Source organism: Pseudomonas sp. TMW 2.1634, assembly GCF_001703595.1.
In the GTDB taxonomy this organism is placed as follows: Bacteria; Pseudomonadota; Gammaproteobacteria; order Pseudomonadales; family Pseudomonadaceae; genus Aquipseudomonas; species Aquipseudomonas fragi.
The window spans coordinates 1,975,910-1,989,990 of record NZ_CP016849.1 but is presented as its reverse complement, the minus strand read 5'-3'; the positions used below and the strand labels follow the sequence as shown (position 1 = coordinate 1,989,990).

The 14,081-nt window shown below is 61.9% G+C and carries 14 protein-coding genes; 5 read left to right on the top strand and 9 right to left on the bottom strand.

Annotated features, from left to right (window positions below):
* Positions 1 to 11 precede the first annotated feature (11 nt).
* Positions 12 to 617: a tRNA-uridine aminocarboxypropyltransferase gene (locus BFC21_RS09535; RefSeq protein WP_120266010.1), complete on the top strand. Its 606-nt coding sequence runs from the start codon at positions 12 to 14 to the stop codon at positions 615 to 617.
* 95 nt (positions 618 to 712) lie between these two features.
* Here the strand turns inward: BFC21_RS09535 and BFC21_RS09525 are convergent, their stop codons facing one another.
* Both BFC21_RS09525 and BFC21_RS09520 read right to left on the bottom strand, forming a co-directional pair.
* Positions 713 to 1,111: a YbaN family protein gene (locus BFC21_RS09525; RefSeq protein ID WP_177342582.1), complete on the bottom strand. Its 399-nt coding sequence runs from the start codon at positions 1,109 to 1,111 to the stop codon at positions 713 to 715.
* Positions 1,112 to 1,118: 7 nt separating this feature from the next.
* Entirely contained in the window at positions 1,119 to 1,706 is a 588-nt protein-coding gene (locus BFC21_RS09520) for a YecA family protein (protein WP_016781620.1), read from the bottom strand.
* Between the two features lie 270 nt (positions 1,707 to 1,976).
* Here BFC21_RS09520 and recQ point away from each other — a divergent pair, with 270 nt between their 5' ends.
* Positions 1,977 to 4,106 carry a DNA helicase RecQ gene (recQ, locus tag BFC21_RS09515; protein ID WP_016781619.1) on the top strand — a complete coding sequence of 710 codons (2,130 nt, stop codon included), beginning with the start codon at positions 1,977 to 1,979 and terminating at the stop codon, positions 4,104 to 4,106.
* A gap of 107 nt (positions 4,107 to 4,213) precedes the next feature.
* Positions 4,214 to 4,648 (top strand): MarR family transcriptional regulator, encoded by a 435-nt coding sequence (locus BFC21_RS09510; RefSeq protein WP_016781618.1) that lies wholly within the window; start codon positions 4,214 to 4,216, stop codon positions 4,646 to 4,648.
* Positions 4,649 to 4,763: 115 nt separating this feature from the next.
* Here BFC21_RS09510 and BFC21_RS09505 read toward each other — a convergent pair whose 3' ends face one another.
* Complete coding sequence (locus BFC21_RS09505) at positions 4,764 to 6,947, bottom strand: patatin-like phospholipase family protein (protein ID WP_088377753.1); 2,184 nt, start codon at positions 6,945 to 6,947, stop codon at positions 4,764 to 4,766.
* A gap of 70 nt (positions 6,948 to 7,017) precedes the next feature.
* Here BFC21_RS09505 and BFC21_RS09500 point away from each other — a divergent pair, with 70 nt between their 5' ends.
* Positions 7,018 to 7,305, top strand: a complete 288-nt coding sequence (locus BFC21_RS09500; RefSeq protein ID WP_016781616.1) for a SelT/SelW/SelH family protein — start codon at positions 7,018 to 7,020, stop codon at positions 7,303 to 7,305.
* Here the strand turns inward: BFC21_RS09500 and BFC21_RS09495 are convergent.
* The 3 genes from BFC21_RS09495 to BFC21_RS09485 all read right to left on the bottom strand — a co-directional run bounded on the left by BFC21_RS09495 (position 7,299) and on the right by BFC21_RS09485 (position 10,508).
* A complete protein-coding gene (locus BFC21_RS09495) occupies positions 7,299 to 8,192 on the bottom strand; it encodes a DMT family transporter (RefSeq protein WP_088377752.1) in 894 nt (297 codons plus the stop codon). The genes BFC21_RS09500 and BFC21_RS09495 overlap by 7 nt on opposite strands.
* A 77-nt stretch (positions 8,193 to 8,269) precedes the next feature.
* Positions 8,270 to 9,028 (bottom strand): AraC family transcriptional regulator, encoded by a 759-nt coding sequence (locus BFC21_RS09490; protein ID WP_120266009.1) that lies wholly within the window; start codon positions 9,026 to 9,028, stop codon positions 8,270 to 8,272.
* A gap of 25 nt (positions 9,029 to 9,053) precedes the next feature.
* Positions 9,054 to 10,508, bottom strand: a complete 1,455-nt coding sequence (locus BFC21_RS09485) for a TrkH family potassium uptake protein (RefSeq protein WP_016781613.1) — start codon at positions 10,506 to 10,508, stop codon at positions 9,054 to 9,056.
* A 119-nt stretch (positions 10,509 to 10,627) separates the two neighbouring features.
* On the opposite strand from BFC21_RS09485, the gene BFC21_RS09480 reads away from it, so the two are divergent.
* Complete coding sequence (locus tag BFC21_RS09480; RefSeq protein WP_120266008.1) at positions 10,628 to 11,191, top strand: NAD(P)H nitroreductase; 564 nt, start codon at positions 10,628 to 10,630, stop codon at positions 11,189 to 11,191.
* 130 nt (positions 11,192 to 11,321) lie between these two features.
* Here BFC21_RS09480 and BFC21_RS09475 read toward each other — a convergent pair whose 3' ends face one another.
* From BFC21_RS09475 to BFC21_RS09465, 3 genes are all read right to left on the bottom strand, one after another.
* The gene (locus tag BFC21_RS09475) at positions 11,322 to 12,656 is read right to left on the bottom strand and encodes a HAMP domain-containing sensor histidine kinase (RefSeq protein WP_088377750.1); all 1,335 of its coding nucleotides are present in this window, start codon (positions 12,654 to 12,656) and stop codon (positions 11,322 to 11,324) included.
* Positions 12,657 to 12,733: 77 nt separating this feature from the next.
* Positions 12,734 to 13,165 carry a Spy/CpxP family protein refolding chaperone gene (locus BFC21_RS09470; RefSeq protein WP_088377749.1) on the bottom strand — a complete coding sequence of 144 codons (432 nt, stop codon included), beginning with the start codon at positions 13,163 to 13,165 and terminating at the stop codon, positions 12,734 to 12,736.
* A gap of 181 nt (positions 13,166 to 13,346) precedes the next feature.
* Positions 13,347 to 14,024, bottom strand: coding sequence for a response regulator transcription factor (locus BFC21_RS09465; RefSeq protein ID WP_016781609.1), 678 nt, complete (start codon positions 14,022 to 14,024; stop codon positions 13,347 to 13,349).
* Between the last annotated feature and the right edge of the window lie 57 nt (positions 14,025 to 14,081).

The following is a 14,081-nucleotide window of genomic DNA, read 5'->3' as shown; positions in this document are numbered from 1 at the left end:
CTGTTTACCCTATGTCCAGAGCCCAATGCCCACGTTGCATGCGCCCACAATCCCACTGCTTGTGCGAGCTGATCCCGCAAGTTGATAGCCGCACCCGGGTGTTGCTGCTACAGCACCCCAGCGAGGTCAGCCATGCGCTCAATACTGCACGGCTGGCAGCTCTGGGGCTGACCAATGCGCAATTGGTGGTGGGCGAGGTGTTCGAAGATTTGGCGACCTTGCTCAACCCCCCGGGGTATCGGGCGCGGTTGCTGTTCCCGGGTGACGATGCGCAATTGATCGAGGCTGACACTGATGGCGATCAACAGCTGCCGATGCTGTTGGTGGTGCCTGACGGCACCTGGCGCAAGGCGCGCAAGTTGCTGCACCTTAATCCGCTGCTGGCGCAACTGCCGAGGGTGACGTTGCCCGAGGGGGCGGTGTCACGTTACCGGTTGCGCAAGGCGCCGGGGCCGGGGGCCCTGTCTACTTTGGAAGCTATTGTGCAGGCGCTGGAAATTCTGGAGCCGGCTACCTTGTTTACGCCGCTGCTGCGTCCGTTTGAGGCGTTGATCGAAGGGCAGATCGAGGCGATGGGCGCCGAGACCTATCTGAAAAATCACGGGGACAAGTCGTAACCTGTGGGAGCGGGCTTGCTCGCGATGCGGGCGGCGGGGTATGGCAGGAATACCGAGTTGATGCGATCGCGAGCGAGCCCGCTCCCACAAGGGTTCTAGGGTTTTTCGAGGGTTTTTTGCCGCAGGATGTAAATGCTCACCAGCACCGCGCTGGTCAGCATAAAGCCCCTGGCCCACGGCAGGGGCACCAGGTAGCAGGACACGCCAATGCTCAGCCACATCAGGCCAATGGCGTAGACCTTGCCCTTGAGCGGGATGCCATTACCGTCGAGATAATCCCGAATCCACGGCCCGAGCCGCGGGTGCTCGACCAGCCAGTGATAAAAGCGCGGCGAACTGCGCGCAAAGCAGGCGGCAGCCAATAGCAGAAAGGGGGTTGTAGGCAGGACAGGCAGGAAAATCCCGATCACCCCCAGCGCTACGCTCAGCCAGCCGATGGCAAACAGAACGTAGCGCAGCAACCGCGGGCGGTTGCCGAGAGAGGGCTGAACCACTAAAGGATCAGTGGTGACGCGGCTTGAGGATTGCCGGCTTCTCGTCCGGTGCCTGGCACAGCAGGTACAGGGCGGTCAACGCTTCCGGGATCTGAACGATCATGTCGTCCATCAGGTTGTGATCCTTGGCGATATCTTCGAATTCAGGCTGGTCGTCGAACAGGCCCGAACCCACCATGATGGGCAGGAGCATTTCGCTGACTTCTTCTTCTGCGGTTTCGAACCAGGCGGCTTCGCGCATGAATACGCCTTCCATAAAGCCGACACACCAGCCGCGCAGGTCGGAATCGTCCGGCTCGTCACCCAGGTCCAGATCACAGGGCAGTTCGAACTCTTCGTCCGATGCCAGCTGGCGGGCGATATGGGCCTTGAGCTGGATCAGCGTGCCTTCGATTTCGGCGCGCTGGGCGTCGTCCTTGTAATGCGGGGCTTCGGAGAAGATCGCGTCGATCCATTCGCGCTCAGGGACTTCCTCTGAGCAGATGGACAGGGCAGTCAGATAGCCGTGGGTGGCCACGTAGTCCAGCGCCTCGTCATGCAGCTCGTCGGCGTCGAGGAAGGCTTGCAGGCGGGTTAGTTGCTCAGCGAAGGACATTAAGTGTTACCTAGTAAATAAACGATAGTGAATTCTAGGCTTTCTTGAGCTTCCAAGCCAGTCGCAGGGCACATTTGCCAGCAGTTCCCGGTTATCGGTGTTGCAATTACACAGCCCGCAGCAGTGGAACCCTCGGGTATACTGCCGCGTTTTGTGATGCCCTGCGGTAAATGTAGCGCACCGTTGGCCTGTGCCCGAGCTTTTCAAAGGGCTTGTGGCCGCGGCGGATCGTGCTGGCGCAGGGGTGTTTCGGCGATTTCTGGAGTTTCTATGCTCGAACAGGCTCAACGCGTACTCAAGGACATCTTCGGCTACGACAGTTTCCGTGGCCGACAGGGTGACATTATTGAGCGCGTGGCCAGTGGTGGCGACGCCCTGGTGCTGATGCCCACTGGCGGCGGCAAGTCCCTGTGCTTCCAGGTGCCGGCATTGCTGCGCGATGGCCTGGCGGTGGTGGTATCGCCACTGATCGCCCTGATGGACGACCAAGTTGCGACCCTCGAGGAGCTCGGGGTTGCTGCCGCGGCGTTGAACTCGACCCTCAGTGCCGAGCAGCAGCGCGATCTGGCCAACCGCATCAAGCGCGGTGAAGTCAAAATGCTCTACCTGGCGCCGGAGCGTCTGGTGCAACCGCGCATGATGGCGTTTTTGCAGAGCCTGGACATCGCCCTGTTTGCCATCGACGAAGCTCACTGCGTCTCGCAGTGGGGCCATGACTTCCGCCCGGAATACCTGCAACTGGGCCAGTTGGCCGAAGTGTTTCCCAATGTGCCGCGGATTGCCCTGACGGCCACGGCCGACAAGCGCACCCGCGAAGAAATCGTCACTCGCCTGCATTTGCAGAATGCCGAGCGCTTTTTGTCGAGCTTCGACCGGCCCAACATTTTTTACCGCATCGTACCCAAGGAGCAGCCGCGCAAGCAGCTGTTGGCGTTCTTGTCGGAGCGACGCAGCGACGCAGGCATCGTGTATTGCCTGTCGCGTAAAAAAGTCGATGAAGTGGCGCAGTTCCTGTGCGACCAGGGCTTCCCGGCCTTGCCGTATCACGCCGGCCTGCCCAGCGACACCCGGGCTGCCAACCAGAAGCGCTTCCTCAACGAGGAAGGCCTGATCATGGTGGCCACCATCGCGTTCGGCATGGGCATCGACAAGTCCAACGTGCGCTTCGTTGCGCATCTGGACTTGCCCAAGTCCCTTGAGGCGTATTACCAGGAAACCGGCCGCGCAGGCCGTGATGGCCTGCCGGCGGATGCCTGGATGGCCTACGGCCTGCAAGACGTGGTGATGCTCAAGCAAATGCTGCAGAACTCCGAAGGCGACGAACGCCACAAACGTCTGGAGCACCACAAGCTCGACGCGATGTTGTCGTTATGTGAAGAAACCCGCTGCCGCCGTCAGACCTTGCTCGCCTACTTCGATGAAGAGATGCCGCAACCTTGTGGGCATTGCGACAACTGCGTGGACGGCGTGCAAACCTGGGACGCCACGGAGCCTGCGCGCCAGGCGCTGTCGGCAATTTATCGTACCGGCCAGCGTTACGGCACCGGGCACTTGATCGACGTATTGCTGGGCCGCGAAAACGAAAAGGTCCGCAGCTTTGGCCATCAGCATCTGTCCGTTTTTGGTGTGGGCAAAGCCCGCGCCGAAGGCGAGTGGCGCACCCTGTTCCGCCAATTGGTGGCGCGTGGCCTGGCTGACATCGATATCGAAGGCTACGGCGGCCTGCGCCTGAGCGACAGTTGCCGGCCGTTGCTGCGCGGCGAAGTGACCCTGGAACTGCGCCGCGAACTCAAGCCGCAAACTTCGGTCAAGAGCAGCTCCGCCAGCCCGGCCAGCCAGCTGGTGCGTGGCGAGGAGCGCGAGCAGTGGGAAGCCCTGCGGGCCCTGCGGCGCAAACTGGCCGAAGAGCATGGCGTGCCGCCTTACGTCATCTTCCCCGACTCCACCTTGCTCGAAATGCTGCGCAGCCAACCGACCTCGATGGCCGAGATGGCCCGGGTTAGCGGTGTGGGCGCTCGCAAGCTGGAGCGTTACGGCGAGGCGTTCCTCGAAGTGCTGGGCGGGCAGGCCGAAACCCCGAAAGTGGTGGCCGATATCCGTCACGAGCTGATCAGCCTGGCCCGCGCCGGCATGACCCCGTTGCAGATCAGCGGGCAATTGCAGTGCTCGGAAAAGAACGTCTACACCATGCTGGCCGAAGCCATCGGTCGCCAGGAGCTGTCACTGGAACAAGCGCTGGACTTGCCCGAAGAACTGATGGAAGAAGTACAGGATGCCTTCCTCGATGGTGAAGGCGAGCTGCCGAGCGTGGCCAGCATCGCTGAACAGTTCAAGGGCCGCGTACCTGAAGGTGTGCTGTATTGCGTGCGTGCGGCGCTGCAATCGGAGTTTGAAATCTAATTCGGTAACGAATGATTGACTTATAGGTCTTGCCTATGAGCAAGCGGCATGCTTAGCTGACTAATAATTAGTTTCCCTCTATTTTCAGTCTAATCATTGAGTTTTTTATGCCGTTAACCGATCAACACCGTTTTGGTATGCAACTGGCCCAAATGTCTCGCGGGTGGCGTGCCGAGCTGGATCGTCGTCTTGCCGGCCTGGGGTTGTCCCAGGCTCGCTGGCTGGTGCTGTTGCATCTGGCCCGTTTTGACGAGGCGCCTACGCAGCGTGAGCTGGCGCAAAGCGTTGGTGTTGAAGGGCCGACCCTGGCCCGCCTGCTCGACAGCCTTGAGGCCCAAGGCCTGGTGCAGCGTCATTCGGTGGTCGAAGATCGGCGCGCCAAAAAGATCGTGCTGAGTGATTCCGCCCGCCCCCTGATTGAACAGATCGAAGCCATTGCTACCGCGTTGCGCCAGGAGCTGTTCGTGGGCATCGACGAAGAAGAAGCGCGCATTTGCCTGCGCGTTCACAAGCGCATTCTGGATAACCTCGAAAAGAACTGAGCCTGACCTTTGTGGGAGCGGGCTTGCTCGCGATGCTGACAGCGCGGTCTTTGCCAAGATCGCAGTGATGCCATCGCGAGCAAGCCCGCTCCCACAGTCATTTGGTTTGCAGCCATCAGAACGTCTGCCCCAGGTTCAGGTACAGCGCTTTCTGGTCATCATCGTTGAAGCCATAGCTGAAGTTCAGCGGGCCCAGCGGGGTGTCGAAGCCGATAAAAATGCTCGCCGCATTGATATAGCCGCTGTCGAACTCGTTGTCGTTGTTCCATGCCCGCCCGCGTTCCAGCGAAGCGCCGGCATATAGCGGGAAGTCAAACGGCAGGTACGAGCGCGGGGTCAGGCGCCGGTAGTAAACGGCGCGCATCAGGCTGATGTTCTGCCCCGAAATCGCGTCTTCCCGGAACCCCGACAACTGTCGTGCGCCGCCCAGCAGGAAGCTCGATGTCACCACATTGGCCGTGTCCAGCGTGCGCCCGTAGCGCCCGCCCAGGATCCAGGTGTCGGGGCCCGAACTCAGGGCCTTGTCCAGTTTGAATTCCCATTGACGATAGCGCTCGTCCGAGCCCAGCCCCGGTTCGAACTGACGCACGCTCAGGGCGATGTCCTCGCCCGAGTGGGGGAAGTACACATTGTCCAGCGAGTCGAACGAGTATTTGATGTCGTAGAAGCCTTCGTTGAAGCTGGTACTTGGCAGGTTCTGATCGCCAATTCTTACATTGGCCTCACCCCAGGCTTCGCCAACGCCTACGCGAATCTCACCACTGTTACCGATTTGACGACCAAAATTGAGGCCAAAACCGTAACGTTCCAGGCGGTATTCGGCAATCGGGTCGTTATCGAGTATGGCTTCCACGTTTTGTGAGCGGGCATTGATATAAGGGGCGACGAAGTAGCGCGAGCCGGCATCCAGTGGTTGGTAAAACTCGCTGTACAGCTCTTGCTTGTCGCCCAGTTGCACCCGCGTCAACCACTCGGCGCCCAGCTGGTTGATGCCGTTGATGCGATAACTGGCGCCGATGTTGAATGCGCTGTCGCCGCGCATGTCATCCGACAGGTTGAGCCCCAGGCGCAGGTAGTCGGTGCCGCTGCGCTTGCCCCGGGCGCTGATCACCAGCGTGCGCTCCTGGCCTTTGTGTACCACGCGGTATTGCACCTGGTCGAAGTAGTCCAGGCCGTACAGGGTGCCCATGTCCCGTTGCAGGCGGCCCAGGTCCAGGGGCTCGCCGACGGGTTGGCGAATGTAGTAGCGGATCACTGAATCGCCGATTTTCGAGTCGTTTTCGATCTTGATCGCGGTAATCACCGGGGTGCGCTCTTCGGCGGTGCGGGCTTCGGCCAACTGCACATCCGTGGGCTGGCGCAGGGCGGCCAGGCGTTTTTCCAGCACTTGGGTGGCCCGGTAGCCGGCATTGATGATGTCGAGTGAGCGGCCAAAATCGGTCGCGCCATAACTGGCCAGGGCGGGCTGGATCAGGATGTCATCGGGCTTCAGGGATGCCAGCTGCACTTCGGAGTTGCTGCGGGTCATCAGGGTGATGGACTGGTTGAGGATGTCGAACACGGTATTGAGTTGTTTGCGCCCGCGCAGCGGGGTACCGATGTCCACGACAATGACCATGTCGACGCCCATTTCTCGGGCCACATCCACCGGGATATTGTCGACCATGCCACCATCCACCAGGAGCTGGCCGTTGATTTCCACCGGGGCGAATACCGCCGGGATCGACATGCTGGCGCGGATCACCTGGGGCAAATGACCCTTGCGGAACACCACTTTTTCGCCGTTGACGATATCGGTGGCCACGGCGCGGAACGGGATCGGCAGTTTGTCGAAGTCACGCACGTCGCTGCTGTGGGCCAGCAGGCTTTCGAGCAGCAAGGCCAGATTCTGGCCCTGAATCACGCCCAATGGCAGGCCCAGGCTGCCATCGTCGCGGAAACTGAGCTTTTGCTTGACCAAAAAGTCGCGGTCATCCTGCTTGCGCCGAAAGGGTACGTCTTCGCGCTCCGGGGCATCGGACAGGGCTTCTTTCCAGTCGATGCCCAGGGCGAGCTTTTCCAGCTCGTCGATCTTGTAGCCGGAGGCATACAGGCCGCCGATCACCGCGCCCATACTGGTGCCGGCGATGGCATCGATATGAATGCCTTGCTCCTCCAGGGCCTTGAGCACGCCGACGTGGGCCAGGCCACGCGCCGCGCCGCCGGACAACACCAGGCCGACCTTGGGCCGCGCCGCTTCGGCGGCAAACAGCATCAAAGGGCAAAGACACAGGAGCAAACAACTGAGCAGGCGGCGCATCATGAATCTCTGGGCAAGCGAGAAAGGCGGCTATTATAGCGGCGCCTTCCTTTCATGAGCCTTTGAAATCATGTCGCCCGATAAACCCGAAATTGTCATCACCTACTGCACCCAGTGCCAGTGGCTGCTGCGCGCTGCCTGGCTGGCGCAAGAACTGCTCAGTACCTTTGCCGACGACCTGGGCCGGGTCGCGCTGGAGCCGGGCACCGGCGGGGTGTTTCGCATCACCTGCAACGGCGTACAGATCTGGGAGCGCAAGGCTGACGGCGGCTTTCCCGAAGCCAAGGTACTCAAGCAGCGGGTGCGCGACCAGATCGACCCGCAGCGCGACCTGGGGCACAACGACCGGGTTCAGTGAGCAGCGGCGTCCAGTGCGGTTTTGCCGGGTGCCGGGCCGCTGGCCATGCGGCTCGACACCACAATGGCGACGATAATCAGCACCCCGCCCAGCAGCATGCGCAGCGAAGGGGTTTCGTGGAACAGCAGCCACGCCAGGGTGATGCCGTAGACCGGCTCCAGGGCAAACACCACCGCCGCGGTGCGCGCCTTGATCACCGCCAGGCTGGCGACAAACAGGCTGTGGGCCACCCCGGTGCAGAACACCCCGAGCAGACCGATCCAGAGCCAGTCCATCGGGCGAACCTCGCTCAGCCCCGGGCCGGCAAACGGCAGCAGGCACACTGCAACCACTGCGTTTTGCCACATGGCCGCCTGCACGGCGGGCATCCGCCCCGAGTTGGCCCGGTTGTTCAGCGACAGCAGCGAAAACAGCAGCCCCGAGCCCACCGCCCACAGCAGCCCTTCGGTGGCCTGGCTGGCCAGATCAAAACTCGGGGTGACCAGGATCAGCCCGACGCTGACCAGTACCACCAGAATGACTTCGTTGAGGCGAATGCGCTCGCGAAAAATCAGTCCCTCCAGAATCACCGTGAACGCCGGGAAACTGGCAAAGCCCAGGGTGGCGATCGCGACGCCGGCGATTTTTACCGAGACAAAAAAACTCACCCAGTGCCCGGCCAGCAGCAAGCCGCTTAACAGCAGGTTGCGGGCATCGCGCAGGGTCAGCCGGTGCCAGCCGCCGCGGTTGGCCAGCCCGGCGAAGCACAACAGGGCCAGCACCGCAAAAGCGGCGCGGCCAAATACGATGATTGAGGCTGACGCAGCGGCAAGTTTGCCGAACACGCCAGTGAGGCCAAACATCAAGGCGCCAATATGCAGGGCGCCCAGGGCAGTACGCGGAGTCATCGCAATCCTTGGGTCAATACGGGCAAGGCATGCAGTCTATGGGGTGCAAGGTACGGCTGTCTGTCGCGGGGCTGGCGCTAATTGTCGCCAGGCTCGCGGCGCAGCCGCGAAGGCGAGGCACCGAACTCGCGCAGCATGGCAGCGGCAAACGCGCTTTGCGAACTGTAGCCAACGCGGCTGGCGATTTCACCGATGGGCAAGGCGCTGTGGCGCAACAGCGTCAGGGCACTGCGAAGGCGCCGTTGGCGGATGTAGTCCATCGGCGTTTGCCCACATTCGCTGATAAACCGGCTGTGCAGGCGGGCGCAGGACAAACCGGCAATCTGCGCCAGATCCGCGACCTGCAGCGGGTAGGCAGCGTTCTGCTCGATATAGGCATCGAGGGCAGCGTAGGGCAGGCGGCGGGGTTGGGCCTGCTCAGGGTTGAGGCTATTGAGGCTGGCCAGCAGCAGGATCGCCCCTTGGCGGGCAATCAACGGATCGGTCACCGGGCTGGTCGCCAGCCAGTTGACCAGTTGGTGCTGCTGCGGGTCGAGGGGCAGATGGCCGGCGGTATCGAGCAAGCGGCGGCTGGCATCGGCGTGCGCGCCCAATGACTGCCCCAGCCAGTTGTCACCGGGTACATCCAGTACCAGGCAATGGCTGCCCCGTGGGCTGCCGCAGGTGTGGTGGGCGCCTGCGGGCACCACCATCAACTGTTGCTGGCGCAACAGGCTGGGCCGGCCCTCGACTTCGAAATCCAGCTGGCCCGACAGGCTGATCACCACCTGCGCATGTTCATGGCTATGGGCAATCAGGTCGTGGCGGTAATGGCGCAGAGACAGGATTTGGTCCATGACTCTCTCTATTTGTGTGACGGGATCAGTGCCGCCAGAATGCAGGAATGCACAGTACAAACACGGTAATGATCTCCAGCCGGCCGAGCAACATGCCCAGGGACAAAATCCATTTGGCCGCATCCGGCAGGCTGGCGAAATTGCCGGACGGCCCGATGGTCTCGCCCAGCCCCGGGCCTACGCCGGACACCGTGCTGGCCGCGCCGGTGAGGGCGGTCATCCAGTCCAGCCCCAGCAGCGACAGGGCCAGGGCGATCACACAGATGGTGATGGCGAAGAAGAACGAAAAGGTCAGGATCGAACGTACGATTTCTTCGTCGAGGCGGTGGCCGTTGTACTTTTGCTTGATCACCGCCCGGGGGTGGATTAGCTGATTAAGGTTGGCCTTGAGCAGGATATAGGCAACCTGGAAGCGGAAGATCTTGATCCCGCCTGCGGTCGAGCCCGAACAGCCGCCAATGAAACCCAGATAGAAAAACAGCATCAGTGAGAAATTGCCCCACAGGCTGTAGTCCCCCAGGGCGAAACCTGTGGTCGTTACCACCGAGGTCACGTTCAGCGCCACATGGCGAAAGGCATCCCACCACGGCATGTTGGTGGTCCACCACAGCCAGATGCTGAGTACAAACCAGGTCACCACCAGCAAACCGAGCAAGCCCTGCACCTGCTGATCCTTGATCAGGGCTTTGCGATGACCGCGCAGGGTGGCCACATACAGGGTAAACGGCAGGCTGCCCATGATCATCACGGCGATTGCCACCCAGTGCACCGCCGGTTGCGACCACTTGGCCAGCGACTGGTCGGAGGTCGAGAACCCGCCGGTGGAAATGGCCGACATCGCGTGGTTGATCGCGTCAAACACACTCATGCCCGCCCACCAGAACGCCAGGCTGCCAAGGATGGTGATGCCCACATAAGTGGCGACAATCAGGCGGGCCACCATGTGCGAGCGCGGCATGACTTTTTCGGAGCGGTCAGAAGACTCGGTCTGGAACAGGCGCATGCCGCCGATGCGCAGCAACGGCAAGATCGCCACCGCCATACCGATAAAGCCGATGCCGCCCAGCCAGTGCAGCATCGAACGCCACATCAGGATGCCGGGGGACATGGTGTCCAGCCCGCTGAGCACGGTGGAGCCGGTGGCGGTAATGCCGGACATACTTTCGAAAAAAGAGTCGGTGTAGCTGATGTGCTGGGTTAGCAGAAACGGCAGGGCGGCGAAGATGCACACCACCACCCAGCTGGACACGGTGAGCAGGTACATGTCCCGGGGGCGCAGGTGTACCTGCTCGGGGCGACCCGGGATGACCAGCGCCAGGCCGGCGACAAAGGTGATCAGGCTGGCCCACAAAAAGGACGGCAGGTCGCCCAGATGGTCGTAAATCACCAGGGTCAACATGGGCACGGCCATGCTGATCGCGAGCGTAATCAGGAAGATGCCGATGATAAAACCGATGATGCGTAAGGTCGGCAACGCCATGAAGTCAGCTCGGGGATGAAAGAGGGGCGCCATTCTACCTGTGGTCCGGGTTATGTAAACCGCCAGGTCTTCGGGAGATACCGTTAGAATAGCTGCACATTTTCTTCAGGAGGTGGCCAATGGAGGCTCTCGACGCTTTGCTCAACCGTGTTTCTGCCCCGCGCTTGCTTGATCCGGCGCCTACGGCTGAGCAACGTGAAGTACTTTTCGCCGCCGCCTTGCGTGCGCCGGACCACGGCCAGTTGCGTCCTTACCGGTTTTTGACGGTTGAAGGCGACGCGCGCAACCAGTTGGGCGAAATCCTCGCCGAGGCCGTGCAGGCCCAGGGTGGCGAAGTAACCCAGGCAGCCCTGGACAAGGCCCGGGCCATGCCTTTGCGTGCCCCGTTAGTGGTGGTGGTGATTGCCCGCTTGCAGGAGCACTTCAAAGTGCCCAAGTCCGAGCAACTGATTACGGCGGGCTGCGCGGCCCATGCCATTGAGCTGGCGGCTTATGCCCAGGGCATTGGTGCGGTGTGGCGCACCGGCGAGTTGTCATATGCGCCGCATGTGGCCAAGGGGTTGGGGCTGGGTGAGGGCGAGGAAGTGGTGGCGTTTCTGTATTTGGGCACGCCGCAGAACGAATTGCGCGTTGCAGGCAAGGTCGACAGCGCCGGGTTTGTGCAGGCGTGGTCGGTCAAGTAATCCCGGATATCGAAACCTGTGGGAGCGGGCTTGCTCGCGAGGGCATCACCGCGGTCATCCAGACAAACCGCGTCGCCTGCATCGCGAGCAAGCCCGCTCCCACAACAGCAGCGCAAACGCCGCATCAGATTTACAGGTTGCCATTGGGCTCCAGCGGCAACTCCAGGGTGGCAACAAACCCGCCCTGCGGGTGATTGCCCAGCAGCAGCCGGCCGCCGTGGCGCTCTGCCGCGCGGCGGGCAATGGCCAGTCCCAGTCCGTGCCCGGCCGCTGTCTGGCCCGGTGCGCGGAAAAACGGCTCGCCCAGTTGCGCCAGGTACTCCTCGGCAACCCCGGGGCCGTGGTCGCGGACCTTGATGGTGATGTGTTCGCCTTCGCGCACCGCGCTCAGCTCAATCGGTTCACCCGCCGGGTTGAAACGCTGCGCGTTGCGCAACAGGTTGTCTACGGCGCGCTCGATCATCGTCGGCCAACCATTGAGGCTCAACCCCGGTTCGGCTTGCAGGAGCACGGCCTGCTCGGGAGCCGCCAGCGAGGCGTCTTTTTGCACGGTGTTGAGCAACGCATTGAGATCGACCTGCTCGGCGCTGGCCTGGTCGGCATCGACCCGGGCCAGGGCCAGGATCTCGCTGATCAGCGACTCCAGCCGGTCGCACTCGCGGGTCAGGCGCGGCCACAGCTTCTCACGCTCTTCGGGGCCGGCGCGTTCAGCCAGGGCCAGGGCAATCTTGAGGCGGGCCAGGGGCGAGCGCAGTTCGTGGGACACATCGCGCAGTAACTGGCGCTGGCTGCCGATCAAGCTTTGCAGGCGCGCGCCCATGCGGTTGAAGTCGGTGGCCAGCACGCCAAATTCATCCCTTCTCGACGCCAATCGCGCCAGGCTGTTCTGCTGATAGGTGGTTTGCCCCAGGTCATGCACTGCCACCCGCAGGCGCTTGAGCGGGCGGGTGATGGACAGCGTGACCAGCAGGCTGAACAGGGTCAGCACCACCAGTGCAATCCCCAGCGCGCTCAGTGGCCAGATCAGGCTCTGGCGGTGCCAGGCCTCCAGCTCGGGGTTAGGGATGCGGTAAATCAGCAGGTAGGTTTCGGCGGTTTTCGGGCTGGTGTATTCGACCGTCAGGCGGCGCCACGGCAGGTCCTGCTGGCCGGGTTGCTGACGGGCTTCCCAGGCGGCGGCGCGGCGCGGGAAGGTGCCGCGTACCAGCGGGTCGCCACTTTCATTGAGCACTTGTACATCGATGTGATAGCGGCGCTTGCGCCGCTCAAGGAAGTCTTGCGCCGCATCGGCGCCCTGGGTTTCGTAGCGTTCGGTCCACTGTTGCGCCAGATTGGCGATGCCGGGGTGGCGGCTGAGGATCCAGGCGTCCTGATTGAGCATGTGCCCCAGCAGGATGGACAACCCTGCGACCAGGGCAATCGCCAGCCAGAAACTGGCCAGAATGCGCCAAAACAGTGATCGCACGGGAATTCCTCATCATCAATTGATTAAAACGCGCAAAGCCCAACGGCGTTAACCGTTGGGCCTGGTGGGTGCGCAGATTATTGCGCTTTTGGCGCTTGCTGTGCTTTCCACTCCTTGAACTCTTTCATCTCGGCTTGACGCTCGACGCGTTTCTTTTGCATCTCGTCGAAGCGTTTTTGCTGATCAGGCTTGAGCAAGGCGCGGATATCGCTCTGGGTTTTGTCGTGCTTGGCCTTCATCTCGTCTTTCAGCGCTTTCTGGTCGGCGGCTGGCAGTTTTTCCAGGTATTTTTCGACCAGTTGCTTGCGATCATGCATTTGCTCGCCCATCAGCTTGCCGATCTGCTGGCGCTGCTCGCGGGTGAGGTCCAGCTGGCTGTAAGGGGCGTCGCCGCGACCGTGGTGTTCACCGCCGTGACGTGGGCCCATCTGGCCGTCACCACCAGGCATGGCCATTGCGACGGTTGGCAGTGCTGCAGCAAACATCAAAGCAATAAGAGTCTTACGCATGGTGTGTCTCCTTTGAATTTGGATTCCGGTAATTCCGGATGCGCCCAGTTTAGGGAGATCAAGGTCAACCGCTGTCAACCGTGGGTAAAGCTTTGGTAAAGACGGTTTGGCCGGGGATTTACATAAGGTGACTGCCCTGGCACTCATCCCAACCCTCTCTCGGAGGGAGAGGGTGCTTTTTTCAGGCGCTGTAGAAATACCCGCGGCTGCGCAATGCCACGATGCGCGGGCTGCCATCGGGGTGGGGGCCGATTTTCTTGCGCAGGTTGCTAATGTGCATGTCCAGGCTGCGGTCGTACAGGGTCAGCTTGCGGCCCAGGGCGATCTGCGCCAGCTCCTGTTTGTCCAGCGGCTCGCCGGGCTGGCGCAGCAGGGCTTCGAGGATGCGGCTTTCGGAAACGGTCAGGGTGATGTCGCGCTGGTCGATGGTGACCACGCCGCGCATCGGGCTGAAGCACAGGTCGCCCAGCTCCATCTGGCTGGACACGGCCGCCGGGTGGCTGCGGCGCAGCACGGCGCGCAGGCGGGCGGTCAGTTCGCGGGGGTCGCAAGGCTTGGCCAGATAGTCATCGGCGCCCAGCTCCAGGCCCAGGATGCGGTCCAGCGGTTCGCCACGCGCCGACAGCATCAGCACCGGCAGGTCGGGGTGGTCGTTGCGCAGTTGCTTGAGCAGCTCAAGGCCGCTGCCATCGGGAAGCATGACATCCAGCACCACGGCATCCGGGCTGGACTCGCTCAGCGCCTTGCGGGCGCTGGAACCATCGTGGCAAGCGCGAACCTGAAAGCCTTCCTGGCTCAGCCAACTGACCAGCAGCTCACACAGCTCCTGGTCATCATCTATCAGTAACAGGTCGCTCATGGCTTACTCGATTTGACCGGTGCCGACGCTGTGTGCGCCGGCCACCGGTAAAGATAC

Excerpts from the sequence above, each read along its gene's own strand:
- recQ (WP_016781619.1), top strand. The coding sequence starts at position 1,977 with ATGCTCGAACAGGCTCAACGCGTACTCAAGGACATCTTCGGCTACGAC.
- BFC21_RS09500 (WP_016781616.1), top strand. The coding sequence starts at position 7,018 with ATGTCGCCCGATAAACCCGAAATTGTCATCACCTACTGCACCCAGTGC.
- BFC21_RS09510 (WP_016781618.1), top strand. The coding sequence starts at position 4,214 with ATGCCGTTAACCGATCAACACCGTTTTGGTATGCAACTGGCCCAAATG.
- BFC21_RS09480 (WP_120266008.1), top strand. The coding sequence starts at position 10,628 with ATGGAGGCTCTCGACGCTTTGCTCAACCGTGTTTCTGCCCCGCGCTTG.
- BFC21_RS09495 (WP_088377752.1), bottom strand. The coding sequence starts at position 8,192 with ATGACTCCGCGTACTGCCCTGGGCGCCCTGCATATTGGCGCCTTGATG.
- BFC21_RS09505 (WP_088377753.1), bottom strand. The coding sequence starts at position 6,947 with ATGCGCCGCCTGCTCAGTTGTTTGCTCCTGTGTCTTTGCCCTTTGATG.
- BFC21_RS09465 (WP_016781609.1), bottom strand. The coding sequence starts at position 14,024 with ATGAGCGACCTGTTACTGATAGATGATGACCAGGAGCTGTGTGAGCTG.
- BFC21_RS09485 (WP_016781613.1), bottom strand. The coding sequence starts at position 10,508 with ATGGCGTTGCCGACCTTACGCATCATCGGTTTTATCATCGGCATCTTC.
- BFC21_RS09535 (WP_120266010.1), top strand. The coding sequence starts at position 12 with ATGTCCAGAGCCCAATGCCCACGTTGCATGCGCCCACAATCCCACTGC.
- BFC21_RS09470 (WP_088377749.1), bottom strand. The coding sequence starts at position 13,165 with ATGCGTAAGACTCTTATTGCTTTGATGTTTGCTGCAGCACTGCCAACC.
- BFC21_RS09490 (WP_120266009.1), bottom strand. The coding sequence starts at position 9,028 with ATGGACCAAATCCTGTCTCTGCGCCATTACCGCCACGACCTGATTGCC.
- BFC21_RS09520 (WP_016781620.1), bottom strand. The coding sequence starts at position 1,706 with ATGTCCTTCGCTGAGCAACTAACCCGCCTGCAAGCCTTCCTCGACGCC.